Genomic DNA, 22,547 nt, shown 5'->3' with positions numbered 1-22,547 from the left:
ACGACTACAGTCATAAGAACGGAGATGAGTCATGAGTACGGAAATTACGATCGCCGCGGTAGGGGACTTTTTGATCAAAACAAGAATTATTCGATCAGCCAAAGTTTCCGGCGACAAAAACTTTTCCTTTGATGAAATATTTGAGCCCGTGGCCCCTTATTTGCGGGAAGCCGATCTGACTATCGGCAATCTGGAAACTACCTTTTCCGGACCCGGGATAGGAGACTATCTTGTGCCCCGCAGAAATCCCAAGACGAAATGGCCTTTGTTCAATTGCCCCGATCAATTCGCAGGTACTTTGAAAAACCTCGGCTTTGACGTACTCAGCACTGCCAACAACCATTGTGTGGATTGCGGGATCAGCGGGCTGAAACGGACATTAAAAGTGCTTGATGCGAAGGGAATCGCCCATACAGGCACTTATCGCTCATATAACGAATCGAGAGAATTGCTGATCAAGAATGTGAAGGGAATCAAAATCGGTTTCTTGGCGTATACCAAAGGGACCAACCGCATGCCCGTTCCATCGGATCATTCGTGGGCCGTCAACCTGATCGACACGAATAAAATGATTGCGGATCTGAAGCGGCTGAAGGCAAGAAACGTCGATCTTATTATCGTATGTATGCATTTCGGAAGAGAATACCGCAAATTGCCGATAGACGAGCAAAGAAACTGGGTGCGCATCCTGTTTAAATACGGGGCGGATATCGTTCTCGGCGCGCACTCGCATGTCATTCAGCCGGCCATTATGCAAGAAGTGAAGGATCATACGGGAGTTACCAGAAGAAGATTCGCTATTTATTCCTTAGGGAACTTCATCTCCACCAGACTGTACCGGAACGACCATACGCTAACGGGTCTTATCACAAGAATCAAAGTCCGCAAGCATGACGACGGACGAATCGAGATCATGAATACAGACTTCATTCCGACGTGGGTCAAATCGGTCAAGAACGGCTTCCGTGTTGTCCCTCTCGGCAAAGCGGTGGAGAAGAAGATAGGATCCAGCAGCGGCGAAACGGAGAGAATGAAGGCGATGTATCAGCATGTGAAACGCCATATTACGAAGTATTCCGATCCTCCGGAGTTTAAAATGATTTAAAATGAAGAAACCTTCCAATAATCGCAATTCCGTGAGGAATCGCAGACTGTTGGAAGGATCGAAGGCTGCTCTATATTAGCTACAGCACCCGGATACTATTTAATGACGCGTCTAGCGACAGTAAATCTGGATTTGTAGTAGCTGTTTGTATAAATGTTCGTGATGGTAACGTCACGGGAAGAATTCAGATTATGAATCATTTTGCCGTCTCCGATATAGATCCCTACATGGCCGACATCGCTTATTGTTTTAGAGCTTCCCATTTTACCGAAGAAAATCAGGTCGCCTTTTTTAAAGTTGCCCCATGCGATCTTTTGACCTACCTTCGCTTGAGCGTCGTCGTCCCGGTTGACGAGGGTTACGCCGACATTGGCCAGCTTGTACACCAAAGCGGTAAATCCGGAGCAGTCCGTTTTATATGGCGCATGCGCTTCTTGACGGTCTCTCCAGTTCACGTATTGAACTTTATTTTCAAGAGACAACGCAGTTTTTACGATTTTATCTCTTTTCGCATCAGCGGAAGTAGCTGCATCGGCGCTTTGTACGAATCCTGTAATAGGCATGCTCATAGCCAATACCAATACCAGAAGTTTTGTTTTCATTCCTTTTTTCATGTAACTCACTCCTCTTATTAGTGTCACGTGTATTATAAATACAAACTTCGGGCTAACAGAACCCTCTAAAAATTGGAATTACGACTTAATTCGACACACTTCGACATCCAAGAAAACCAGCAGTCATGCGGCTTTCGCCCCGGCTGGATCGTAGAGATTTTTCCCAAATGAATAATTCTTAAGTTGTAATATCAAACTAGGTATGCTATAATGCCGATTTTTCTTAAAACAGCGTGATTTCAAGCAATAACCGGCAAAAAAAGCAAACAAAAAAGAGCCTGTAAACCCAGGCTCTTTTGCATGTCGGGAAGCTCCCGAAAGCTGTGCATTCCCCTTGTTTATGATTAATACAAAGTCAAAATATCGCTAAACCGGCCGATCCGAACATCCGCATGCTCCAGTTCGCCCTCTTTGCGGAATCCCGCATAATCGCAGCCGATGACGGGCAATCCGTTCATCTTGCCGGCCTCGACATCCGAGGAACGGTCTCCGACCATCCATGCCGACTTCACGCCGTATGTCTCCAGCAGCATGCGGACCAAATCTACCTTAGAGCGGGTCCGGAATTCTCCCGCACTATACAATCCCTCAAATAAAGGAGCAAGCTGTTTATGCTCGATAACTCGCTTGACGTAATCCTCCAGCCCGTTGCTCGCGACGAACAAACGGATTCCTTGCTCGCGAAGCGCCGCTAACGTTTCGGCGACACCGTCGTACATTTTCCCTTCCCCTTGCTCCAGACCCCGGATCTGATAGTCCAGCAGCAGCTCGTCGGCGCGGCGGTGCACCTGCACATCGACACCCGGCATAACCCGCTGCCAAATATGCTCAAGCAGCATCCCCAGGCTGCCTAATATTTCGCTCTCGGGCGGCGTAGCCCCTGTATACAATCCTTCGGACCGAAGCTGGTCGAAGGTCGCGTGGTATGCCGGCAGCAGCAATGTTTCCGTCTGGAACAGCGTGCCGTCCAGATCGAACAGCATGGCTTCCGGCTTTTGTAATGTTGGTTGCAAAGCTTGTCCCCTCCTGATTGTGGTCATTTCCTTTTTATACAAACACGATTTCCCCCCAAAGTCAAACATACTTTCTTAATAAATCCAGAAGGGGTGTCCGATCTGATTGCGAAATCCGAACAAGCTGATTTGTTCACTTTTCGATATGGATGAAATGGTCTGCGAACCATACATATGTAAGGAACGACGAACGCTTTTCTTTCAACAAAATCCCATCAGATTGCGAGTGATGCATATGGTGAAATTTTGTTCAAAGTGTAATGAAAAGATGAGTGAAGGAGAGATTGTTTGTAAATACTGCGGAACGTTCCTGACTTCCGTCGAGGACCCTGCGGCAGCCGACAAGAGCAAGCCGTCATCGTCCGGGTCGCAAGCAAGAAGCTTTTGGTTCATCCTTATTCTTGTGGTGATTGTAATCGGCATTATCGTCTATTTTTCTAGGTAATCCCCTTCCATGGGCAGCCTGCGGGCTGCTCTTTCTTTTGCCGTTTGCCGTATGTGGAGTTGCCGATAAGGGCTGGATGATCCGATAGAGCATACCAATGAAGACTTTCTAAAGGAGGGCTTTGCTAATGTGCTGCTTGGGAGGAAGGAGTGAGGCAGTGCATGCTGGTTGAGTAGGTTATCAAGGGGATTGAACCCTGGCTTGCCGACAAGCCTGCGTCAAAGCAATCGTTACACAGCTTGTTCGGCAATAACCAGGCTCCGTCTCGGTTATTAAAATACTTTTTTGGCGCCTTGCTCCGTTTTCAAAATTTCGACCGCTTCGCGGAACCGCAGCGAATGTACGATTTCCCTCTCGCGCAAAAACTTCAATCCGTCCTGCAGGTCCACGTCGTCCGTCATATCGATCAGCCACTGGTAGGTGGCTCTCGCCTTTTCCTCCGCGGCAATATCCTCGTACAAATCCGCTATAGGATCGCCTTTCGCTTGAATATAGGCCGCCGTCCATGGAACGCCCGAAGCATTCTCGTAAAATAAAGCCCGGTCATGGCTTACATAATGCGGGTCGAGTCCCGCCGCTTTAATCTGCTCCCTCGTTGCATCCTTCGTAAGCTTATACACCATCGTCGCAATCATCTCAAGGTGAGCGAATTCTTCGGTCGATATGTCCGTCAGCAAACCAATAATTTTGTCCGGTATCGTATATCTCTGGTTCATGTAGCGAAGCGCTGCGGCCAGCTCACCGTCCGCTCCACCGTATTGCTCCAACAGCAGCTTCGCCATACGAGGGTCGCACTTGCTGACTTTGACAGGGTACTGCAGCTTTTTCTCATAAATCCACATGCCGTTGCTCCTCTCCCTTCGCTTTTTGCTGATACGGTCTCGTCACACCTGCCAAGGCCAGGGGGTGTCGTTCCATTGCCAAGGATATTGAGAAAAGCTGCGGCCGAAGCTTTGGAGCGGTCCGTACAGCATTTCGAATTCATGAGCCAGCTCCATTCGTTGTTGCGTGCAATGATTGTATTGATTCAATGCATTGCTGTCGAGCGGATGAGTGTCGAGATAGAGAGTTAGCTCCACCAGTACGAAATCTACCGCCTGCAGCTCCTGCAGCAGCGCGTAATACTGCTCCGGCATTTGTTTATGTTTATCCATACCAATTCATCTCCCCTCTCCTAGCATCCCGGTTCGTAAGGACTGTAGAGCGCGGGCCAGAGCGTGCCTAGCTTCAATGCTTCCTGCGGCGAAAATTGGGGCAAATTCATCGGTTGAAAACACATAAACAGTTGCGGCGGCGTGGAATACGTCTTGGCGACAATCGGCGGACACGGGTCACAGGGACCCCGATACGGATACCATACTCTTACTTGAGAAGTGTGCACATGGATGCCTCCTTCTTATGTTGAACTGCTACCAATATTTATACATTGAGGCCCTGTCCATTATGAGTATAAAATAGAACAATACCCGAAATTGCAGGAAAAACCGCCAAGGAGGGAATATTGACAACGTGAAGAAAGCGTTTACAAAAAGTCTCGCCGCCGCTCTGATCCTTGTTACTTCCAGTCTGCCTTTGCACAACCTGTCTGCTCAAGCCGCTGCATCCGCGGCAACGGAAGCACAAACCGCCACTCTATCCCAAGGCATGTCGGGAAATGCCATCGGTACGCTGCAAAGCCGTTTGAAAGCTCTAGGATACTTTACATATCCAAATATTACCTCTTATTTCGGAACGATCACCGCGCAAGCGGTTCGCAGCTTTCAGCAAGCCTACAGCTTGCCCGTCACCGGCACAGCCAACGCCGCAACTCAAGAAGCGTTGTCGCGCGCCGTCGTGAAGCAGCAGATAGTCAAAGACGCGAACAACTACTTGCGTGTCCCCTACGTATGGGGAGGCACTACACCTTCGGGATTCGATTGCTCAGGATTCATTTATTTCATGTTCCAAAAGTTCGGCCTCTCCTTCGAGCGGACGTCCTCGGAACAAATGGCCGGGATGGGAACCGCGGTGAGCCGCGCAAACCTCCAGCCGGGAGACTGGGTCTTCTTCGGATTGAACGAGCCCGGCGTCGTATCCCACGTCGGAATGTATACCGGCAACGGCGAATTCATATCGGCTACAAGATCGATGGGGGTCTACATACAAAAGCTCGATAACAGCTATTGGGGCCCCAAATATCTCGGTGCGAGACGCTATTGACATTGGATGAAAAAAGCCGCTTAAGCCGGGCTCCGCAGGAATTGTCCGCTTAAGCGGCTTGGCGCTTAATGTATGCGGTCTACTCCATGAGTCCGGCTTCAACGGCTTGCTTATCTAATGAAAGAACGGATTATCGTGTAAGCGTTTATCTTAATCCAGCTTGATATTGATTTTGAGCAAGCCGACTCTCCTCAGTGCCTGATACACAATAATCAGGATCGGTCCAAAAATTAGACCGACCACGCCGATGAGCTTGAAGCCGATATACATGCTCATCAATGCCGCCAGAGCGTTAATGCCTACCGCATCCCCGATAATTTTCGGTTCGATCAGCTTGCGGAAGATCATGATGAAGAACAGCAGCACGAGCAGGCCGATCGCCAGCTGAATATTGCCCGTAAGGATGCTGTACAACGCCCAAGGGATGAGCACCGCGCTCGTTCCGAGAATCGGCAGCACATCAACTATCACTATCAGCAGGGCGATAGCCAGCGGGTAGTCTACTCTTAAGAACAGCAGTCCGATAAGCGTTACGATGTAGGTTAACAGACTGATCAGCACTTGGGCGAACAGAAAGCCGAGGATGGCTCTTCGCAGGTCATTAAGCACCGATACGACCTTCGTCTGCGACGGCTTCTCGAACAAATTGAGGAATGACTGGTACAAGCCCGGCAAGCCGATCGATATCAAGTACAGTCCGATAATGAAGACAACGAAGAAAATGAACAAATTCGGGATCGTCTTCGCAATGTTCAGGAAGTAAGCCGATACGGCCGTAACGATGCCTTTCACATTGTCGGTAATCGTGCTGACGCCGGACTCGAGCCATGCTTCGAGCTGCTCCGCCATACCGGCCGGCAGCGAATCGTATAGCAATCTCGTCTTTGCCGTCGTATCCTCGAAGAACAGCTTGGCGTTGTTCAGATAGTCGGGAGCATTTTTCCAAAACTGTATCAGCTCCGAAACCATTTTAAACCCGATCAAATAAAGAAAGCCTAGCATCAATCCGGTGAACAAAGTGCATACCAGCGCGGCGGCCCACATCCGTTTCACTTTAACCAGCTTCATAAGCCATTGAACGCAAGGCTCCAAAAAGATGGCGATGAGCATAGCCAGCAAAAAAGGAAAACCGATTGTGAACACCCCGTACAGCAATACGACGCCGATAGCGCAAAACAGAATCGTTCTTAACGACATACCCGGGCAATTCCCCTTTACCCTTTATTCAAGCTCGTAATCCGCAATGTTCTCCTGCTCCAGACGGCGGATGAGTACCCTCATAATACGGAGCCTCCGCACTTCGGCAATTTCGAATTCGAACGATCCGTACAGAAGCTTCTTCCCCTTCGATACCGCTCCCTCCAGCTGCGTGAACAGCCAGCCGCCAATCGAGTCGATCTCTTCGTCTTCTATACCGAGCGTCAGGAGCTCATCGAGGTCTTCGAGCAATACGCGCCCGTCTACAGAATATGCTTCACCCTTCTTCTCAATGCTCGGACGTTCATTCTCGTCGAATTCATCATGCATTTCTCCCACGATTTCTTCCAAAATATCTTCGGCCGTCAAAAGCCCTGCCGTTCCGCCGTACTCGTCCACCACAATGACAAGCTGCGAATGCTTGCGCTGCATCAGCTTCAGCACATGGCTGATTTCCATCGATTCCGGCACCATCAGCACCGGTCTTATAAACGCGGTCAAGTCGTGATCCTCATCGGGATCGGCTGTCAATAAGTCGGTTATATGTACGAACCCGAGTATCGTATCCTTGTCTTTACGAGCAACCGGATAACGGGTATGCTTCGTTCGGTACACGGTCTTTAAATTTTCCTCAAAAGTCCGCTCCGCGTACAAGCACTCCATATCCATCCTCGGCAGCATGATTTCTCTCGCGACCCGATCGGAAAATTCGAAAATGTTATCGAACAAAGCCATTTCGTCCTTGTCGATATGCCCGCTTCGCGCACTCTGATTCATTAATATCCGAATCTCTTCCTCCGTATGCACCGCATCGTGCTCGTTCGCAGGCTGGACCCCGATCAGGCGGAGCAGCCGGTTCGCGGCGCCGTTCAGCACCCAAATCGCAGGAAAAAACACCTTGTAGAACAACAGCAGCGGGCCGGACAGCCAGAGAGCGGCCACTTCCGACTTCTGGATCGCAAACGATTTGGGAGCGAGCTCCCCCAGCACGATATGCAAAAACGTGATCGTCGCAAAGCCGATAAATACCGAGAGCGCCGAGCTGAACCACTCGTTGCTCCAGCCCAGCATGGTGAATAACGGATCGACAATGAGATGGGAAATGGCCGGTTCGCCGACCCAGCCGAGACCAAGCGAAGCTAAAGTGATTCCAAGCTGGGTCGCTGACAAGTAAGCGTCGAGCTTTCGTGTAACGGCCAGGGCGTATTTGGCTTTGCCCACTCCTTCATTTTGCAGCTGCTGAAGCCTTGTCGTCCTTACCTTCACCAATGCAAATTCGGCAGCGACGAAGAAGCCGTTCAGCAGCACCAGCACCAACACCAGCAGGACGTTGAGTAAGATTAAACCCCATTCTAAGCCCACTGAACCTCATACCCCTTCTTATTCAAGCTAGGATAGCGGCGGCAATCCCGAAACGATCGTCAAGTGCCGCCGCTTCAATACGAAGCCCTTTCCGGTAAAGCCTGCGTTATATAACCGCCTTGCGTTTCGTAAAATCAATCTCTTTGTAGTACGTATCCACAACCAGCAAATTCGGTCCGCAGCACCGTGCCGCGGGGCAATGGCAGCTAACCGATCCGTTAAGCGGATGGCGGCCCCACCGTTCGAATACTTGCTCCAGCGTATCCGTATGAATGTTGCCGAGCGGCGGCACATCGGAGAAGTCCGTTACATACACATCGCCGGTAAACAGATTGACGTTCAGCCGGTTGCGTCCATCCGGATCGTTGCGTACCGTAACATTAGGTTCTTCACGCAATCTCCGAATCATGCGCTGATCCTCTTCTCTCGTGCTGCACGAATAATACGGAAGCGTACCGAACAGCATCCACAGCTCGCGGTTTCTTGTATCCAGCAGCCGGTGAATGGCAGCGCGGAAATGCTCCAGCGACAGAACGGGCAAATTGGATGCAAAGGAGCTTGGATACATCGGGTGCACCTCGTGCCTTCTGCAGCCCATCTCCACGATAAGCTGGTGAATCTCGGACAGCTTCTCATGCGTCCGGTAGTTGATCATCGATTCGGCCGAGACGAACATGCCGCCTTTGCTGAGCGCAATCGTATTTTCCACCATCCGTTCGTACATCTTCACAGCCGTTTCGCTCGAAACCGGCCTTCCCGAACGGACGAAGCCGACTTGATGAAAGTCGTCCGCATTCAAATAATTGAAGGATATATGCATTACATCGAGATATGGGGCAAGCAGTTCGTACCGCGCCAGATCCAGTGTCAAATTCGAATTGATCTGGGAACGGACGCCTCGCTCCCGCGCATATTTCAAAATCGGAACAATGTAATCCCGTACCGTTGCTGTATGATAGCTTGGCTCTCCTCCGGTTATGCTGATCGTCTCCAGATGCTCCACCTGCTCCAGCTGCTGCAGAATCTTCGCCACAGGAATACGCGGTCCCTCGGTCATCGTCAGTGTCTCGCCTACCGCACAATGCTCGCACCGCATGTTGCACAGATTGGTCACCGTCAATTCGACGCTGGTCAGCTTATGCTTGCCGTGCCGCTCCAGAGATCGAATGGGGTCCCAAGGGTCGTTTTCGGGCGTTAATGCTGGTAGTACGGGAATCTGATTATCTATCATGCTTCAATTTCACACCTGACTGTATAAAGTATTTTTACCACCTATTGTATCGTATGACGCATGAAAATGAAACCAAACCGGGGAAATCCGTCCCCAATGCAAAATAGCCCGGGGATCCCGGGCCGGTTCGTGCTTCCTCTATATGAAACGATTAAACGGTATCGTTAACTCCTGTTACCATAACGGACAGCTTCTCGGATAAATCTACGTCGAACGGCGCCTTCAGCTCCTGACCTTCTTCATCCTTCAATATCCGCACAATCGGTCTTTGCGGGAACATTTTGTTCAGGCCGACGACCGTGCCGCTTTCACCCGTGCTTAACGTAATGGAAACGCCGATGGGATAAATGGCGATTTTATCGCGGAACAGCTCGATCTTTTGCTTCTCGTACAGCGTATCCGTACCGGTAAATAATATTTCCAGCGCTTGATGAGGCAGCATCGCCTTGCGGTATACCCGGTGCGTCGTCATCGCGTCATAGGAATCGACCAGCCCGATCCAGCGGGCATATTCGTGAATGTCGGTTCCGACGATGCCGCGCGGATAGCCGCTCCCGTTTAGACGTTCGTGATGCTGGAAGGCGCAGTGGGCCGCAAGCAGCGGAATGTTCGGCTCATCCTTTAATATTCTGAACCCGTACTCGGTATGCCTTTTGATACTTGTGAACTCATCATCCGTCAGCTTGCTGTTTTTGCGCAGGAGCTCCAAAGGGACTTGCGTCTTTCCGATGTCGTGAAGCAGCGCACCGAGCCCTAACGTCATTAATTCTTCCCGGCTATAGCCATATTCCATTCCCAGCATGGTCGTATAGATGCAAACATTCAAGGAATGCTGAAACAAATAATCGTCCATTACGCAAATGTTGGTCAGCATGATCATCGCGTCCTGGTGCCCGCTCAGATCGTCAATAATCATTTTCATGACATTCCCGAACGTTTTGCCGAGATGGAGGTGGTTGGATGTACTGCGGAGAACGGCGCCCTCCATCATCCTGCGGAACGAGGAACGGATTTCCGAGGTCGCTTTAAGCCGGGTCTCATCGCTGATCATATCCTGAATGCTAATATCATTCGTTCTAGGATCGTCGATGTATACAAAATCGACTCCGTGCTCGCTCAAGCGCTGGATCAATCTTTGCGATAATTCGACACGTTCACCCAATAACGTCAAGCCGTCTTCACTATATATTTTTCTTCCCAGTTTCATTCCGGGACGAACCAAGCCAAGAGGAAGCAACCGCATTCAACCACGTCTTCTTTCTTCAAAGTAAAGAAATATTCTATGCCTAATGTATCGGATAACTTGCAAAAGAGCAATAATTAATTTACATTTTTCGACATTATCGCTCTTGGATGAGGCCTCTAAAGCACCTGAAAACGGCCCCAACGTTAGTATTGATGGACATCCAGCAACAAGCTACAATAAAGAAGTTCGCATTAATTGAAGCAGGAGGCAGTTATGTTAAGTTACTGGGTTTCGATCATTATGGGCATCGTAGAAGGACTTACCGAGTTTTTGCCTGTATCTTCTACCGGACATTTGATACTGACACAAGCGCTGCTCGGCATTCCTGAGGACGATGCCATTATGAAGACATTCGAGGTCGTCATACAGCTTGGCGCCATCTTGGCCGTAGTCGTTATTTACTGGAATCGGATTCTGCTGCTCTTCGGGCTGAAGAAGGATCCGGCTCGGTCAGGTAAAAACAAGCTTAATCTGCTCCACATCCTCATCGGGATTTTACCTGCGGGTATCGCAGGGCTTCTGGTGAACGATTGGATCGAAGAGCATTTGTTTTCTCCGAAGACGGTCATCTTGAGCCTTATCGTCGGAGGCGCGCTGCTGATCCTGGCGGAAAAATCCGATTCCAAGAAAACGGCTCAGGAGCTCGACGACATTACTTACCGGCAAGCGTTCTATATCGGCTTATATCAAATATTGGCCGTCATTTGGCCCGGCTTCTCCCGTTCAGGGGCTACGATCGCCGGCGGTATGCTGTCCGGAGTAAGCAGAGGGGCATCGGCGGATTTTACTTTTATATTAGCGATCCCTCTCATGTTCGCCGCGTCCGGCCTATCTTTGCTCAAAGCATATAAATTGTTTACACCAGATATTATCGGCTTTTTTATCACAGGTTTTATAGTATCTTTTATTGTTGCTCTGTTGGCGGTAGTCACGTTCATCAAGCTCGTCTCCCGAATGAAGCTGACTTATTTCGCCTATTACCGCTTCATTCTGGCTGCGCTGTTCATCATCTATTTGTATATATAGCTAATAAGTCAGCCTCGCCCTCGTTGAATGGGAAGAAAAAAAGACTGTTGAGTTCATGTCTCAACAGTCTGAGCTTGTAGTGAAACCCTTAGAACTGAAAAAGCTGTAAGGGTGCCTCGGCGGGGTACCTCCCTCCAGCCGCTGTTGTTTTCAGAAAATCATTATTTTATCGCATTCTAGCGGTAATTTTCTGAAAACAAAGGCGGTCGCTTATGCTCTTCCAGGAGATACCCCGCCTGCCCCTCTTTAGCATTTTCAAGAGATCGGGTTTCACGATAGCCAAAGACAGTTGAGCCCATGTCTCAACAGTCTTTTTCATGGGCAGGGATCCATCTTCTTATTTCACCGTCCCGTATCGCCGACTTATCGTTCAGCTCCCCGCGAATGATGTCCCGCAAAAATTCAGGCAGGAAATATTTCACGTCCGTGCCCTTCGAAAGGGACAAGTAGCCGATGCCGAAAGTAAACATGTCGAGCGTCCCTACTTTATAAGTCCTGTCCGGTACTAACGGCTCTCCGCCGATCCATACGCTCTTGATTTTGCTGTACGGCGGGGCCGTACCGTCATAATGAATGCTCAGGCCGTCCACATTCAGCATGCCCAGCACTTTGCCGCGAAAGCCAAAGCCGTAGATCGGTTTCTCCTGAAATTCCGGCAGCAGCGATTCCTCCAGCGCTTGCAACAGCAGCTCTCCGGTAATCGTGATCCGGCACGGGTTGACGGGCGATGGACAAATGTCCAGCAGCCTACCCGCGGTAACTTTCCCGCTGCCGAGGTGATCCAGGAGCTGACCGGCATTCGCGATACCGATATCGGCATCCGTCCACTTGCGCAGAACGGCCGCCAGCATATTCCCGAGAGGCGCTTCCCGGTTCCAGTCCATATGGATCGGCTGCGCCAGATAAGCGACCTCCTCGTCCAGCATTCGACGTGCCGTGTCCTGTAATCGGCGAGTGGTTTCCGCCACTACAGGGTCCGTCCGCTGCCCGTCCACTTTGCGCACATACCCTTCCGATCTTACCGCTTTGCGAGTCTCCGGATGAAATTCCATGTCCACAACGCCGATGTATTGGCCGAACTTGCCCGCTCCGCAAACGAGAGCTCCGTTAATGTGCAGCGGCTGCTCCAGCAAATGATGGCTGTGTCCGCCTAAAATGACGTCAATGCCGTCTACCTCCGCAGCTATAAGCTCGTCCTGGCGCAAGCCGAGATGTGACAGGACAATGATGACGTCAACCTGCGGTCTCAGCTGTTGTACCAGCTCCTTTATAACCGGAAGCGGCTGCAGTATATCCCATCCGAGGAGCCGGTAATACTTGTCGTAATAAGCGGTTGCGCCGATCATTCCGATTCGGAGCCCGCTTTTTTCCGTAATATGATACGGGGCTCCCCAGGACGGTACGGCTCCCGTCTCGGCGTCGAGCAGATTGCAAACCAATACTGCCGGCCCGTTCTGTCCGCCGTACAGCTCGGCAAGCGCCTCGCGCGTAAAGGTCAAGCCCTCGTTATTTCCCAAAGTAACGGCTTCATAGCCGGTCGCCGCCATGATCTCGAGATTGAACTTCCCTCCGCTTGCCTCCGTTTCGGGCCGCATCCGGTCCATATGATCGCCTATATCCAGCGTAAGCGTATGTTCTTCCCCCGCCTCATCCCGCAGCTCCTGAAACACAGCCGCAATTCCGGGCATCTGCTCAAAGTGGCTGTGGATGTCGTTGGAATGAAGGATACGCAGCCGCAAATGCGGTGTACTCATGAAAAGCCAGCTCCCTCTGCACGTATCCGTCTATTTTTTCTGCCTCAGGTCCTCTATGGACACGCTGTTTTTGAAGCCGTATGTCGCTTCCCCGGCAGCTCCTGCGTAGAGAAAACGGATGGTCACGACGCTTTTTACATTCAGGCATTCGCTGCTGCCATCCGGTACATAGAGACGTATTGGAAATCCTTTTTGCAGCGGCTTCCCGTCCAGCTCGTACAGGAACACCGCCTTGTTCAATTGCTCCCACGGAATGGCAGCTTGAAACTCGTCAACAGCCTCGACCTTCATTACCACAGGCTCGCGAGACTCGTCCGTTTCATGCCGCTGCTTCCATGCCCGATGCCACGATTTCAATTCGAAAGCCCGTCCCGGCACTCCCGGCACCCGCTCATCCAATGACAGATGCACCGGGGCAAGCTCACTCATCTCCGCTACAGAACATTGCTCGTAACCGATAAGATCGTCGTAGATATTAATTTTCATTATAATCCCTCCAGTCCCAAATTGGATTCATTCCCTCCGTTGTCCAGCCGCCCTCTATTATACCATTTTCCGCTAAAATTATGGTATGCTGTAATAAAACGATGGAGTGAAGAAAATGAAACTGCAGCTGTACATTTTTGCCGGTCTGGCCGAGCAATTGGGCGGAGCGGTTCTTGCTATGGAGTGGGACGCTGCCACTCCGTTAACGCCGCCACTGCTTAAGCAGCGGCTTATGGAGCTGTACCCGCAAGCCGCCGGGTCGCTCGAGCAAGCTTTCGTGGCCGTGAACCACAGCTACGCTGCGGACGATCAGATCATCGGCGAACGGGACGAGATCGCCATCATCCCTCCCGTCTCGGGAGGCCAGCCTGCCCGCGTCGAGATCACCTATGATCCGATTTCCGTCGAATCGGTCACGTCGAAGGTGCTTCACCCCCATCATGGCGCAGCCTTGACCTTTACCGGTACGACGCGCGAATGGACGCACGGCAAACGGACATGCCTGCTCGAATATGAAGCTTACGAGCCGATGGCCCTCAAGACGATGGAGCAAATCGTCGTCGAAATTGCCGAGCGCTGGAACGGCACGCTCTGCGCCATTACCCATCGTCTGGGAAAAGTCGATATCGGCGAGATCAGCGTCGTTATTGCTGTGTCTTCGCCTCACCGCGACGCGGTATACGAGGCTAGCCGGTATGCCATCGAACGGCTCAAGCAAATCGTGCCGATATGGAAAAAAGAAATTTGGGAGGACGGTTCCGAATGGAAGGGACATCAATTAGGTCCGTGGAACCCCCTGACATAAAGGAGAATCTAGACAGATGGAGCATTCGGAACAACATCACGCTTCAGACGCCCCTGCAGCTATGGAACGCTACTCCCGCCAGCTGCTCTTCGCCCCGATCGGCGAGCAGGGCCAAGCCAAGCTTATGCAATCGCGGGTAGCCATCGTAGGGATGGGCGCTCTCGGCACCGTACTGGCCAACCATATGGTACGGGCCGGCGTCGGCTTCGTCCGGTTGATCGACCGCGACTTCGTGGAGGCGAGCAACCTGCAGCGCCAAATGCTGTACGACGAAGCCGATGCCGCTTCATCGGAGCCGAAAGCGATGGCCGCAGCCAGAAGGCTGCAGCAGGCCAATTCACTGGTTACGCTGGAACCGGTGGTGGCCGACCTGCATCCCGCCAACGCGGAGACGCTGCTTACGGATGTCGATCTTATTCTGGACGGCACGGACAACTTCGCCGTCCGCTTTCTGATCAATGACGTGAGCCTGAAGCACGGCATCCCGTGGATTTACGGCGGCGCGGTCAGCTCCCGCGGCGTTTCCATGACCGTCGTTCCCGGCGAAACGCCCTGCCTGCGCTGCATGTTCGGGCAGGCGCCTGCTCAGGGAACGACCGAAACATGCGATACGGCCGGCGTCATCGGGCCGATCATTCATACGGTCGCCTCGCATCAGGCGACCGAAGCGTTCAAGCTGCTGGTTGGAGCGCACGCCCAATTGAACCGCAAGATGGTTCACTGGGACTTATGGTACAACCAGCACGCCGCGGTCGACGTAAGCAAGGCCCGCAAAGCCGACTGTCCTGCGTGCGGACAGGGCAGGTACGAATACCTGCAGCAGGAAGCGGCTGAGGATACGATTCAAACCTTGTGCGGCAGAAACTCGGTGCAAATCCAGCCGGTTCAACCCGCAGCCTTCGTATTGTCCGAATGGGCGGACAAATGGAGACCGCTCGGCCGGGTGGAGCTGAATCCGTTCCTGCTGAAGTTCCATCCTACCGATACGCTGACCCTTGTTTTGTTTTCCGACGGCCGGCTGATGGTTCAGGGCACCGATGACCCGGTAGCGGCCAAAAGTTTGTACAGCCGTTATATCGGGATGTAACGGATATAAAAATAGATTAAACCCATTATAAAACTGGGCCTTTCCTCCCATCTTTTCGACAAAATCCCGGGTTATCTGTTGCCAATATAATGCATTCTTGGTAACATGAAATTACTATTTTGTTTAACGCGTTAAGCAGATGAAGAAAGTTGGGAGGAAACGGCTTGAGATTTTCAGTTATGGATTTAAAGGTCGGGGATCGCACCGGTTCAGACGTGTTTAATTGGAACGGGCTTCTGGTCGTTTCTGCAAATACCGTATTAAATGCGGACGATATCGATAAACTGCAGCGGCACGACATCGACTATGTAGATATTATGCTTCGTTATGACGGTAAATCTCCCGAGGAGAAGCCCGCAGCTGCGATCCCGCAAGAGAACGAAACAGCAAGAACCTATGAAGAAGCGGTCGGCGGCATCAAGCTATTGTTCCAACAAATGCTGCAAGAGGGCAAAATCAGCAAAGAGCTTGTCGATCAAAGCTTCGCTCCGCTGGCTAATCATATCGAGCAGGAAAAAGACGTCGTATCCTTACTGCTTACCTTGAACAATAAAGATGACTATACGTACCAGCATAGCGTACAGGTTGGCATGATTTCATATTACATTGCCAAATGGATGGGGAAATCGGAGGAAGAAGCGGTATTCGTAGGAAAAGCCGGATACTTGCATGATATCGGGAAGAGCCGCATCGACAATAATCTTCTCCAAAAGCCTGGCCGATTAACGGCAGACGAGTTCTCTCAAGTGAAACGGCATACCGAATACGGTTACGAAATGATAATGAAGTCGCAGCTTCCCGAGCCCATTGCCCTGGTTGCCCTGCAGCATCACGAACGTCTGGACGGATCCGGCTATCCGAACGCTCTGCGCAGCCAAGACATTCATCCGTTTTCCAAAATCGTTGCCGTCGCCGATATTTACAGTGCGATGATTTCCAACAGAGTTTATCAGCAAAAGCAGGATCTGTTGCGAGTGCTGAAAGAATTGCATCAGTTGAGCTTCGGCAAGCTGGATGCGAAGATCACCCAAGTATTCATCCGTCATATGATACCGAATTTTATTGGGAAAAAAGTTTTGTTGAACAACGGTGAAAGCGGTATCATAATCATGACTCATCCTACCGACTTTTTTAGACCGTTGATTCAAATCAATGACCAATTTATCAATTTATCCGATCATCACGAGCTGGAGATTCAGGAAATTTACATGCGCTAACAAGCATAATGAGCCTTTCCTTCCATAAGGAGCAAGGCTCATTGTTGTTTTACTTCCGATTTGCGACCCTTACCGCCTTGACAAACGTCTGTTTCCAATATGGCGTACGAATGTCCGTTAATTGAACACCCTGCTCAGGAGAAGGCGCCGCGTGGAGCATCTGCCCGTTTCCGGCGTAAATCCCTACATGACCGATCGTATGAGCCGCCAGATATCGCCCCGGTACATGAAAAAACAGCAAGTCGCCTTTTCTTAACCGTTCTTTACTCACTTCCTCTCCTTGAACCGCTTGTCCCCTGGCGGAATCAGCCAACGAAAGACTATGACGTGCATAAACGTATTGAGTAAACGAGGAGCAGTCAAATTGGCCGGACTCAGGATAGGGCGGGGCAGCGAAGGCAAAGCCTGTCCCTAGATACCGCTTCGCATCGGTAACAAGCTCATTTATATTGGTTAACCGGGAAGCGGCAGTAATGGCTCTGCTCCCTTCCATGTGGCGTGAGGGGGGTAGGGCATAGCCCGTTCTCTCTGTACCCTCTGCAGATTCCGATGAAGGCAGTGGATCGCTAATCGCCCACTCTCCGGCCATTACCGTGCTCTCCTCCGCTTCTTTGAAGGGATCGCCCGGATCGTCAGCAAAATCCCAATCCGGATTCAAAGCCGCCTCCCGCGTATCCGCTTTCTGCTCAGATGTGTCTTCCGTTGAATGAAATAGGATCCCTTCGCCTTTGCGTTCAAAGCTCAATTCATCTTGAAACATGAGGGGTAATGCCGAAACCGGAATGTAGAACAGTGAATTCATTAATACCGGAGGTTCGGCGAGGGTTACGATTCCGCCTCCCTTCTCCGCCTGTACCGAGTCCACCGTCCATACGAAAGCCGCATCATAATCTCCCATCGCAAATTTGCTATGTATCGCATCCCAATGCGCTCGAAATGCCAAACTACGTGCCAGGTCGTTCGCCGTCACATACTCCTTCCCGTCCCATACGTGTACCGGGATAAACTCGCCGATTCGCCCCTCATTCCCCGCCGCAGTCCGACCCCCGGTATATTGCAGAGAAGCGCTTTTCGGCGGCTGCTCGATGGCATCCTTCCGCGCAGTACATCCAGCGACAGCCGCGCTTATCATAACAGCCGTACATGACAAAACAAGTATGCCTAGAGCCCGCTTTTTTCCGTATAATCTCATCAGACTGTGGTCCTCCCATCCTAATCCTCACGTCATAATATGAGGAAACGGGGGCAGACCTATACCATGTGAAAGCTGGAAAACACGCTAAAATTGCAAAAAAACACGGCCTCTCCCAAGGGAAAGTGCCGTGCTTATGTCAAATGCTATTAACCGATGGAGCCTTCCATCTCGAACTTGATCAGTCGGTTCATCTCTACCGCGTACTCCATCGGCAGCTCTTTCGTGAACGGCTCGATAAAGCCCATAACGATCATTTGAGTCGCTTCCGCTTCCGTCAGACCGCGGCTCATCAGATAGAACAGCTGATCCTCGGATACTTTGGATACGGTAGCTTCGTGCTCCAACGTAATGTTGTCGTTCATGATTTCGTTGTAAGGAATGGTATCCGAAGTGGATTCCTTATCCATGATCAGCGTATCGCACTTGATATTCGCTTTGGAGCCTGCGGAATTGCGTCCGAAGGAAGCCAAGCCGCGGTACGTTACTTTACCGCCGTGCTTACTGATCGACTTGGAGACGATCGTGGAAGTCGTATCAGGCGCCAGGTGCGTCATCTTCGCGCCTGCATCTTGATGCTGTCCACGGCCGGCAACGGCGATGGAAAGCACCATGCCTTTAGCTCCGCGGCCTTTCAGTACAACAGCCGGATATTTCATCGTCAGCTTGGAGCCGATGTTGCCGTCAACCCATTCCATAGTTGCATTTTCTTCGGCAACCGCACGCTTGGTAACGAGGTTGTAAATGTTAGGCGCCCAGTTTTGGATCGTCGTATAACGGGCACGGGAGTTTTTCTTACAAATGATCTCTACGACCGCACTGTGCAGCGAGTTCGTGCTGTAAATAGGAGCTGTACAGCCTTCGACATAGTGTACGAAGCTGTCTTCGTCCGTAATGATCAGCGTACGCTCGAACTGACCCATGTTCTCGGAGTTGATGCGGAAATAAGCTTGCAGCGGAATTTCTACTTTGACGCCTTTCGGCACGTAGATAAAGCTGCCTCCGGACCATACTGCGCTGTTCAATGCCGCGAACTTGTTATCGCTTGGAGGAACAACCGTTCCGAAATATTCTCTGAACAGCTCAGGATATTCTCTAAGAGCCGTATCCGTATCGGTGAAGATAACGCCCTGCTCTTCAAGATCCTTTTGCATACTGTGGTAAACAACCTCGGATTCGTATTGCGCGGATACGCCGGCCAAAAACTTTTGCTCCGCTTCCGGAATACCAAGCTTGTCGAACGTTTCTTTAATTTCCGTAGGAACCTCTTCCCACGTCTTGCCTTGCTTCTCGGATGGCTTTACATAGTACTGGATATCGTTGAAATCCAGATCGTCCAAATTGCCGCCCCAACGAGGCATAGCCATTTTCTCGAACTGCTCCAGCGATTTCAGGCGAAAATCGAGCATCCATTCCGGCTCGCCCTTCATTTTGGAAATTTCGGCAACGATTTCGCGGGTTAACCCTTTTCCCGTTTGGAATACCGCTTTATGCTCGTCGCGAAAGCCATATTTATAATCTTCCATTTCCGGCATTTTCTTAGCCATGGTTCGCCAACCTCCTTAAGTGAAAAGTCCGGAGCAGCACTGCTTATGCAGTCTGTTCCGGCTTTCGATTATGTTATTGTTTCGTATTTGCCTGTTCGATCCCTTTGCGAAGCGCATTCCATGCCAGTGTAGCACACTTGATGCGGGCAGGAAACTTATTCACTCCGGAAAGAGCCTCGATATCTTCATATTCAAACTCCACGGCTTCGCCCTTCATCAGACCGGAAAATTTCTCCGCCATAGCAAACGCTTCTTCCAGCGTTTTGCCCTTGACAGCGTCGGTCATCATCGATGCGGAGGAAAGGCTGATCGAGCAGCCTTCTCCGACAAATTTGGCAGCTTTCACCTTGCCGTCCTCCACCTGCATTTGCAGCTGAATTTTGTCGCCGCACGTAGGATTGTTCAAGTCGATAGTAACGGCTTCATCATCGAACGTACCGCGGTTGCGCGGATTTTTATAATGATCCATAATGACTCTGCGGTATAAATCATCCAATTGCATGACCGAAGTACTCCTTTGTTTTGATTAGTGAAGCCACCAACCGGTCAATGTCATCTTCTGTATTGTATAGATAGAAGCTGGCGCGGGCCGTAGCCGATACGTTCAACCAACGCATCAACGGCTGGCAGCAATGATGTCCGGCACGAACAGCGACACCGTCCGCATCGAGAACCGTCGCCACATCGTGAGGATGAACATCCCCCAAATTAAACGTTACGGTTCCGGCACGGTTAGTCCGAGGACCGTAAATCGTTAAATCTTCGATTTGCGACATGCGGTCGATCGCATAAGCGGTAAGCTGCTGCTCATGACGGAAAATTTCGTCCATACCGATGCTCTCCAGAAAATCGATGGCCGCTCCAAGTCCAACCGCTCCGGCAATAATCGGAGTGCCGCCTTCGAACTTCCAAGGGAGCTCCTTCCATGTCGACTCATACAAGTCCACATGATCGATCATTTCTCCGCCGAAATCTACAGGCTCCATTTGCTCAAGCAGCGCTTTTTTGCCGTACAAGGCGCCGATGCCTGTAGGAGCGCACATTTTGTGACCCGACAACGCATAGAAATCGCAATCCAGATCCTGTACGTCCACTTTCTTGTGAGGCGTGCTTTGCGCACCGTCGACAACCAGCTTGGCGCCGTGACGATGAGCTATAGCTGCTATCTCCTTGATCGGATTGATAACTCCGAGGACGTTGGAAACATAGGTTATGGCCACGACTTTTGTCTTGTCGGTAATTGTTTGCTCCACATCCTCCAGACGGATGGATCCGTCCGGCTGCAGTGGAATATATTTCAAGACAGCACCGGTCGCTTTGGCCACTTGCTGCCATGGTATGAGATTGCTGTGGTGCTCCATCGGAGTAAGGACGATTTCGTCTCCCTCGCCGCATGCGGAGCGTGCAAAGCTCGATGCCACCAAATTCAGCGCGCTGGTCGTGCCGCGGGTGAAAATAATTTCCTCCGCCGACTTCGCATTGATAAATTTGGCAACCTTCTCTCTGGCACCTTCATAAGCATCCGTAGCACGGGAGCCGAGCGTATGAACACCGCGATGCACGTTGGCGTTATCCCACTCGTAGTAATGCTTTACCGCTTCAATTACGGATACCGGTTTTTGCGAAGTAGCCGCCGAATCCAAATAAACTAACGGATGACCATTGACTTCCTGATGCAAAATGGGGAATAGTTTCCTTATCTCCGACGTATTCATTGTCCGAGCTTCCTTTCTACCAGGCTTTGCAGCTGGGACTGAACCTTCTCCATAGGAATTTCCGAAACAACTGGAGCCAGGAAGCCGTAAATGACTAGACGTTGAGCTTCCTCACGGGTAATACCGCGGGACATCAAATAGTGAATTTGTTCCGGGTTCACTTGCCCTACGCTCGCAGCATGTCCTGCCTTAACGTCATCTTCATCGATTAGAAGAATCGGATTGGCGTCTCCGCGGGCTTTCGGGCTAAGCATAAGCACCTTCTCCGTTTGCTCGCCGTTTGCGCCTGTAGCCCCTTTCTCAATCTTCGTAATCCCGTTAATGATCGCTGTCGACTCATCACGCATAACCGCACGTGTAATCATGCCGCTCGTAGAGCTTTTGCCAAAATGAACGGCGCGAGTCGTTACGTTCAGCTTCTGATCGTTTGTGCCTACGCAAATGATCTTGGCATCGGAATTGGAGCCGTTACCCTTCAGTACCGAAGTGGTATCCGACATAGCATTCCCGTAGTTCATTTCGCCGATAACCCAATTAATCATTGCATCATTTTCCACCACGGCGCGACGGTAAGTCAGGTCCGTAATGGTGTTGTTCAAATTATGAACGGATGCAAAGTTAACCGTAGCTCCAGCCTTCACAACAACTTCCGCAATGCCGTTCAGCACCAATTGATTCAGGTCGCCTTCAGACACGAAATTATCAACGTAGGTTACCGAAGAGTTTTGTTCCGCCACGATAAGCACGTGAGGAGAGAAGCTCGCTTCAGAGTCGTCGGTCAAGAACAAGGCTTGAACCGGAACCTCAACCTGAACGTTCTTCGGCACATACAAGAACACGCCGCCGCTCCATACCGCTGTATGAAGAGCTGTCAGCAAATTCTCGTCTTTGCCTACCACCGTTCCGAAATAAGGTTTTACCAAATCGGCATGCTTCGTCAAAGCCTCTTCGAGACTTGTGAAAATGACGCCTTGCTTCTCGAGCTGCTCGGAAGCTTTGTGATAAACTATGCCAGCGTTTTTTTGCACCAGCAAATTTTCTGCATTTTCGTCCTGCAGCAGCACTTTGGCCGATTCGGGAAGCTGCGCAAGACTGCTTAATGCGGCTTCTTGCTTATAGCTTCCGTAAGAACGAAGATTCCAACGGTCGATTCGCGTTTTTTCCAGCTTCGGTAATTCCAACGATCCTGCCAACTCCAGCGCCTCGGCGCGAAGATTGGTCATCCATTCAGGCTCTTGTCTCGATTGGGACAGCTCCACGATGGCTTGCCGATCGATTGGAAGAATAGTTTGTGTACTCATGAGTA

The 22,547-nt window shown here is 50.9% G+C and carries 23 protein-coding genes; 7 read left to right on the top strand and 16 right to left on the bottom strand.

The window, feature by feature from the left end; genetic code table 11:
* Positions 1–31 precede the first annotated feature (31 nt).
* On the top strand, positions 32–1,105 hold the full coding sequence (locus ACFQ88_RS08775) for a CapA family protein (RefSeq protein WP_239632982.1): 1,074 nt from the start codon (positions 32–34) through the stop codon (positions 1,103–1,105).
* 95 nt (positions 1,106–1,200) lie between these two features.
* Here ACFQ88_RS08775 and ACFQ88_RS08770 read toward each other — a convergent pair whose 3' ends face one another.
* Complete coding sequence (locus ACFQ88_RS08770; protein ID WP_239632980.1) at positions 1,201–1,719, bottom strand: C40 family peptidase; 519 nt, start codon at positions 1,717–1,719, stop codon at positions 1,201–1,203.
* A 344-nt stretch (positions 1,720–2,063) separates the two neighbouring features.
* Complete coding sequence (locus ACFQ88_RS08765; RefSeq protein WP_239635310.1) at positions 2,064–2,702, bottom strand: HAD family hydrolase; 639 nt, start codon at positions 2,700–2,702, stop codon at positions 2,064–2,066.
* A 298-nt stretch (positions 2,703–3,000) separates the two neighbouring features.
* On the opposite strand from ACFQ88_RS08765, the gene ACFQ88_RS08760 reads away from it, so the two are divergent.
* Complete coding sequence (locus tag ACFQ88_RS08760; protein ID WP_379453843.1) at positions 3,001–3,177, top strand: hypothetical protein; 177 nt, start codon at positions 3,001–3,003, stop codon at positions 3,175–3,177.
* A 272-nt stretch (positions 3,178–3,449) separates the two neighbouring features.
* Here ACFQ88_RS08760 and ACFQ88_RS08755 read toward each other — a convergent pair whose 3' ends face one another.
* The 3 genes from ACFQ88_RS08755 to ACFQ88_RS08745 are packed head-to-tail and all read right to left on the bottom strand — an operon-like array spanning position 3,450 to position 4,558.
* Positions 3,450–4,019 (bottom strand): manganese catalase family protein, encoded by a 570-nt coding sequence (locus ACFQ88_RS08755; RefSeq protein ID WP_379453842.1) that lies wholly within the window; start codon positions 4,017–4,019, stop codon positions 3,450–3,452.
* 42 nt (positions 4,020–4,061) lie between these two features.
* Positions 4,062–4,331 carry a spore coat protein CotJB gene (locus ACFQ88_RS08750; protein ID WP_275590460.1) on the bottom strand — a complete coding sequence of 90 codons (270 nt, stop codon included), beginning with the start codon at positions 4,329–4,331 and terminating at the stop codon, positions 4,062–4,064.
* Between the two features lie 20 nt (positions 4,332–4,351).
* Positions 4,352–4,558 carry a spore coat associated protein CotJA gene (locus tag ACFQ88_RS08745; RefSeq protein ID WP_239632862.1) on the bottom strand — a complete coding sequence of 69 codons (207 nt, stop codon included), beginning with the start codon at positions 4,556–4,558 and terminating at the stop codon, positions 4,352–4,354.
* Positions 4,559–4,686: 128 nt separating this feature from the next.
* Between ACFQ88_RS08745 and ACFQ88_RS08740 the strand changes: the two genes are divergently transcribed.
* On the top strand, positions 4,687–5,376 hold the full coding sequence (locus tag ACFQ88_RS08740; protein WP_379453841.1) for a C40 family peptidase: 690 nt from the start codon (positions 4,687–4,689) through the stop codon (positions 5,374–5,376).
* Positions 5,377–5,526: 150 nt separating this feature from the next.
* Here ACFQ88_RS08740 and ytvI read toward each other — a convergent pair whose 3' ends face one another.
* The 4 genes from ytvI to ACFQ88_RS08720 all read right to left on the bottom strand — a co-directional run bounded on the left by ytvI (position 5,527) and on the right by ACFQ88_RS08720 (position 10,409).
* Entirely contained in the window at positions 5,527–6,573 is a 1,047-nt protein-coding gene (gene ytvI, locus ACFQ88_RS08735; protein WP_239632858.1) for a sporulation integral membrane protein YtvI, read from the bottom strand.
* A 24-nt stretch (positions 6,574–6,597) separates the two neighbouring features.
* The gene (locus tag ACFQ88_RS08730; protein WP_379453840.1) at positions 6,598–7,935 is read right to left on the bottom strand and encodes a hemolysin family protein; all 1,338 of its coding nucleotides are present in this window, start codon (positions 7,933–7,935) and stop codon (positions 6,598–6,600) included.
* 106 nt (positions 7,936–8,041) lie between these two features.
* Positions 8,042–9,166 carry a radical SAM/CxCxxxxC motif protein YfkAB gene (yfkAB, locus tag ACFQ88_RS08725; RefSeq protein ID WP_379453839.1) on the bottom strand — a complete coding sequence of 375 codons (1,125 nt, stop codon included), beginning with the start codon at positions 9,164–9,166 and terminating at the stop codon, positions 8,042–8,044.
* A 151-nt stretch (positions 9,167–9,317) separates the two neighbouring features.
* Positions 9,318–10,409 carry an HD-GYP domain-containing protein gene (locus ACFQ88_RS08720; protein WP_239632852.1) on the bottom strand — a complete coding sequence of 364 codons (1,092 nt, stop codon included), beginning with the start codon at positions 10,407–10,409 and terminating at the stop codon, positions 9,318–9,320.
* 216 nt (positions 10,410–10,625) lie between these two features.
* Here ACFQ88_RS08720 and ACFQ88_RS08715 point away from each other — a divergent pair, with 216 nt between their 5' ends.
* The gene (locus ACFQ88_RS08715) at positions 10,626–11,438 is read left to right on the top strand and encodes an undecaprenyl-diphosphate phosphatase (RefSeq protein ID WP_239632850.1); all 813 of its coding nucleotides are present in this window, start codon (positions 10,626–10,628) and stop codon (positions 11,436–11,438) included.
* A 302-nt stretch (positions 11,439–11,740) separates the two neighbouring features.
* On the opposite strand, the gene ACFQ88_RS08710 is transcribed toward ACFQ88_RS08715, so the two are convergent.
* Together ACFQ88_RS08710 and ACFQ88_RS08705 are read right to left on the bottom strand one after the other, a co-directional pair.
* Positions 11,741–13,192 carry a bifunctional metallophosphatase/5'-nucleotidase gene (locus ACFQ88_RS08710; RefSeq protein WP_379453838.1) on the bottom strand — a complete coding sequence of 484 codons (1,452 nt, stop codon included), beginning with the start codon at positions 13,190–13,192 and terminating at the stop codon, positions 11,741–11,743.
* A gap of 30 nt (positions 13,193–13,222) precedes the next feature.
* Positions 13,223–13,678, bottom strand: coding sequence for a molybdopterin-binding protein (locus tag ACFQ88_RS08705; protein ID WP_379453837.1), 456 nt, complete (start codon positions 13,676–13,678; stop codon positions 13,223–13,225).
* 115 nt (positions 13,679–13,793) lie between these two features.
* Here ACFQ88_RS08705 and ACFQ88_RS08700 point away from each other — a divergent pair, with 115 nt between their 5' ends.
* The 3 genes from ACFQ88_RS08700 (at position 13,794) to ACFQ88_RS08690 (ending at position 16,787) form a co-directional block, all read left to right on the top strand.
* The gene (locus ACFQ88_RS08700; RefSeq protein WP_379453836.1) at positions 13,794–14,483 is read left to right on the top strand and encodes a molybdenum cofactor biosynthesis protein MoaE; all 690 of its coding nucleotides are present in this window, start codon (positions 13,794–13,796) and stop codon (positions 14,481–14,483) included.
* 16 nt (positions 14,484–14,499) lie between these two features.
* The gene (locus tag ACFQ88_RS08695) at positions 14,500–15,570 is read left to right on the top strand and encodes a ThiF family adenylyltransferase (RefSeq protein WP_379453835.1); all 1,071 of its coding nucleotides are present in this window, start codon (positions 14,500–14,502) and stop codon (positions 15,568–15,570) included.
* Between the two features lie 164 nt (positions 15,571–15,734).
* On the top strand, positions 15,735–16,787 hold the full coding sequence (locus ACFQ88_RS08690; RefSeq protein ID WP_379453834.1) for an HD-GYP domain-containing protein: 1,053 nt from the start codon (positions 15,735–15,737) through the stop codon (positions 16,785–16,787).
* A gap of 49 nt (positions 16,788–16,836) precedes the next feature.
* On the opposite strand, the gene ACFQ88_RS08685 is transcribed toward ACFQ88_RS08690, so the two are convergent.
* The 5 genes from ACFQ88_RS08685 to sufD all read right to left on the bottom strand — a co-directional run bounded on the left by ACFQ88_RS08685 (position 16,837) and on the right by sufD (position 22,542).
* Positions 16,837–17,979 (bottom strand): C40 family peptidase, encoded by a 1,143-nt coding sequence (locus tag ACFQ88_RS08685; protein WP_379453833.1) that lies wholly within the window; start codon positions 17,977–17,979, stop codon positions 16,837–16,839.
* Positions 17,980–18,128: 149 nt separating this feature from the next.
* Complete coding sequence (gene sufB / locus ACFQ88_RS08680) at positions 18,129–19,526, bottom strand: Fe-S cluster assembly protein SufB (protein WP_239632838.1); 1,398 nt, start codon at positions 19,524–19,526, stop codon at positions 18,129–18,131.
* A 73-nt stretch (positions 19,527–19,599) separates the two neighbouring features.
* Positions 19,600–20,028 (bottom strand): Fe-S cluster assembly sulfur transfer protein SufU, encoded by a 429-nt coding sequence (gene sufU / locus ACFQ88_RS08675; protein WP_239632836.1) that lies wholly within the window; start codon positions 20,026–20,028, stop codon positions 19,600–19,602.
* Complete coding sequence (locus tag ACFQ88_RS08670) at positions 20,015–21,241, bottom strand: cysteine desulfurase (RefSeq protein ID WP_379453832.1); 1,227 nt, start codon at positions 21,239–21,241, stop codon at positions 20,015–20,017. The genes sufU and ACFQ88_RS08670 overlap by 14 nt, the downstream gene beginning before the upstream one ends.
* On the bottom strand, positions 21,238–22,542 hold the full coding sequence (gene sufD, locus ACFQ88_RS08665; protein ID WP_239632832.1) for a Fe-S cluster assembly protein SufD: 1,305 nt from the start codon (positions 22,540–22,542) through the stop codon (positions 21,238–21,240). Before sufD ends, ACFQ88_RS08670 begins: the two co-directional genes overlap by 4 nt.
* Between the last annotated feature and the right edge of the window lie 5 nt (positions 22,543–22,547).

Source organism: Paenibacillus sp. NPDC056579 (assembly GCF_042793215.1).
GTDB lineage: Bacteria > Bacillota > Bacilli > Paenibacillales > NBRC-103111 > Paenibacillus_S.
Note: the sequence above shows the minus strand (reverse complement) of the source record. Positions and strands in the feature narration are given on the sequence as shown.

Coding starts and splice junctions, on each gene's coding strand:
- ACFQ88_RS08775 (WP_239632982.1), top strand. CDS start 32: ATGAGTACGGAAATTACGATCGCCGCGGTAGGGGACTTTTTGATCAAA.
- ACFQ88_RS08770 (WP_239632980.1), bottom strand. CDS start 1,719: ATGAAAAAAGGAATGAAAACAAAACTTCTGGTATTGGTATTGGCTATG.
- ACFQ88_RS08765 (WP_239635310.1), bottom strand. CDS start 2,702: ATGCTGTTCGATCTGGACGGCACGCTGTTCCAGACGGAAACATTGCTG.
- ACFQ88_RS08760 (WP_379453843.1), top strand. CDS start 3,001: ATGAGTGAAGGAGAGATTGTTTGTAAATACTGCGGAACGTTCCTGACT.
- ACFQ88_RS08755 (WP_379453842.1), bottom strand. CDS start 4,019: ATGTGGATTTATGAGAAAAAGCTGCAGTACCCTGTCAAAGTCAGCAAG.
- ACFQ88_RS08750 (WP_275590460.1), bottom strand. CDS start 4,331: ATGGATAAACATAAACAAATGCCGGAGCAGTATTACGCGCTGCTGCAG.
- ytvI (WP_239632858.1), bottom strand. CDS start 6,573: ATGTCGTTAAGAACGATTCTGTTTTGCGCTATCGGCGTCGTATTGCTG.
- yfkAB (WP_379453839.1), bottom strand. CDS start 9,166: ATGATAGATAATCAGATTCCCGTACTACCAGCATTAACGCCCGAAAAC.
- ACFQ88_RS08720 (WP_239632852.1), bottom strand. CDS start 10,409: ATGCGGTTGCTTCCTCTTGGCTTGGTTCGTCCCGGAATGAAACTGGGA.
- ACFQ88_RS08715 (WP_239632850.1), top strand. CDS start 10,626: ATGTTAAGTTACTGGGTTTCGATCATTATGGGCATCGTAGAAGGACTT.
- ACFQ88_RS08710 (WP_379453838.1), bottom strand. CDS start 13,192: ATGAGTACACCGCATTTGCGGCTGCGTATCCTTCATTCCAACGACATC.
- ACFQ88_RS08705 (WP_379453837.1), bottom strand. CDS start 13,678: ATGAAAATTAATATCTACGACGATCTTATCGGTTACGAGCAATGTTCT.
- ACFQ88_RS08700 (WP_379453836.1), top strand. CDS start 13,794: ATGAAACTGCAGCTGTACATTTTTGCCGGTCTGGCCGAGCAATTGGGC.
- ACFQ88_RS08695 (WP_379453835.1), top strand. CDS start 14,500: ATGGAGCATTCGGAACAACATCACGCTTCAGACGCCCCTGCAGCTATG.
- ACFQ88_RS08685 (WP_379453833.1), bottom strand. CDS start 17,979: ATGAGATTATACGGAAAAAAGCGGGCTCTAGGCATACTTGTTTTGTCA.
- sufB (WP_239632838.1), bottom strand. CDS start 19,526: ATGGCTAAGAAAATGCCGGAAATGGAAGATTATAAATATGGCTTTCGC.
- sufU (WP_239632836.1), bottom strand. CDS start 20,028: ATGCAATTGGATGATTTATACCGCAGAGTCATTATGGATCATTATAAA.
- ACFQ88_RS08670 (WP_379453832.1), bottom strand. CDS start 21,241: ATGAATACGTCGGAGATAAGGAAACTATTCCCCATTTTGCATCAGGAA.
- sufD (WP_239632832.1), bottom strand. CDS start 22,542: ATGAGTACACAAACTATTCTTCCAATCGATCGGCAAGCCATCGTGGAG.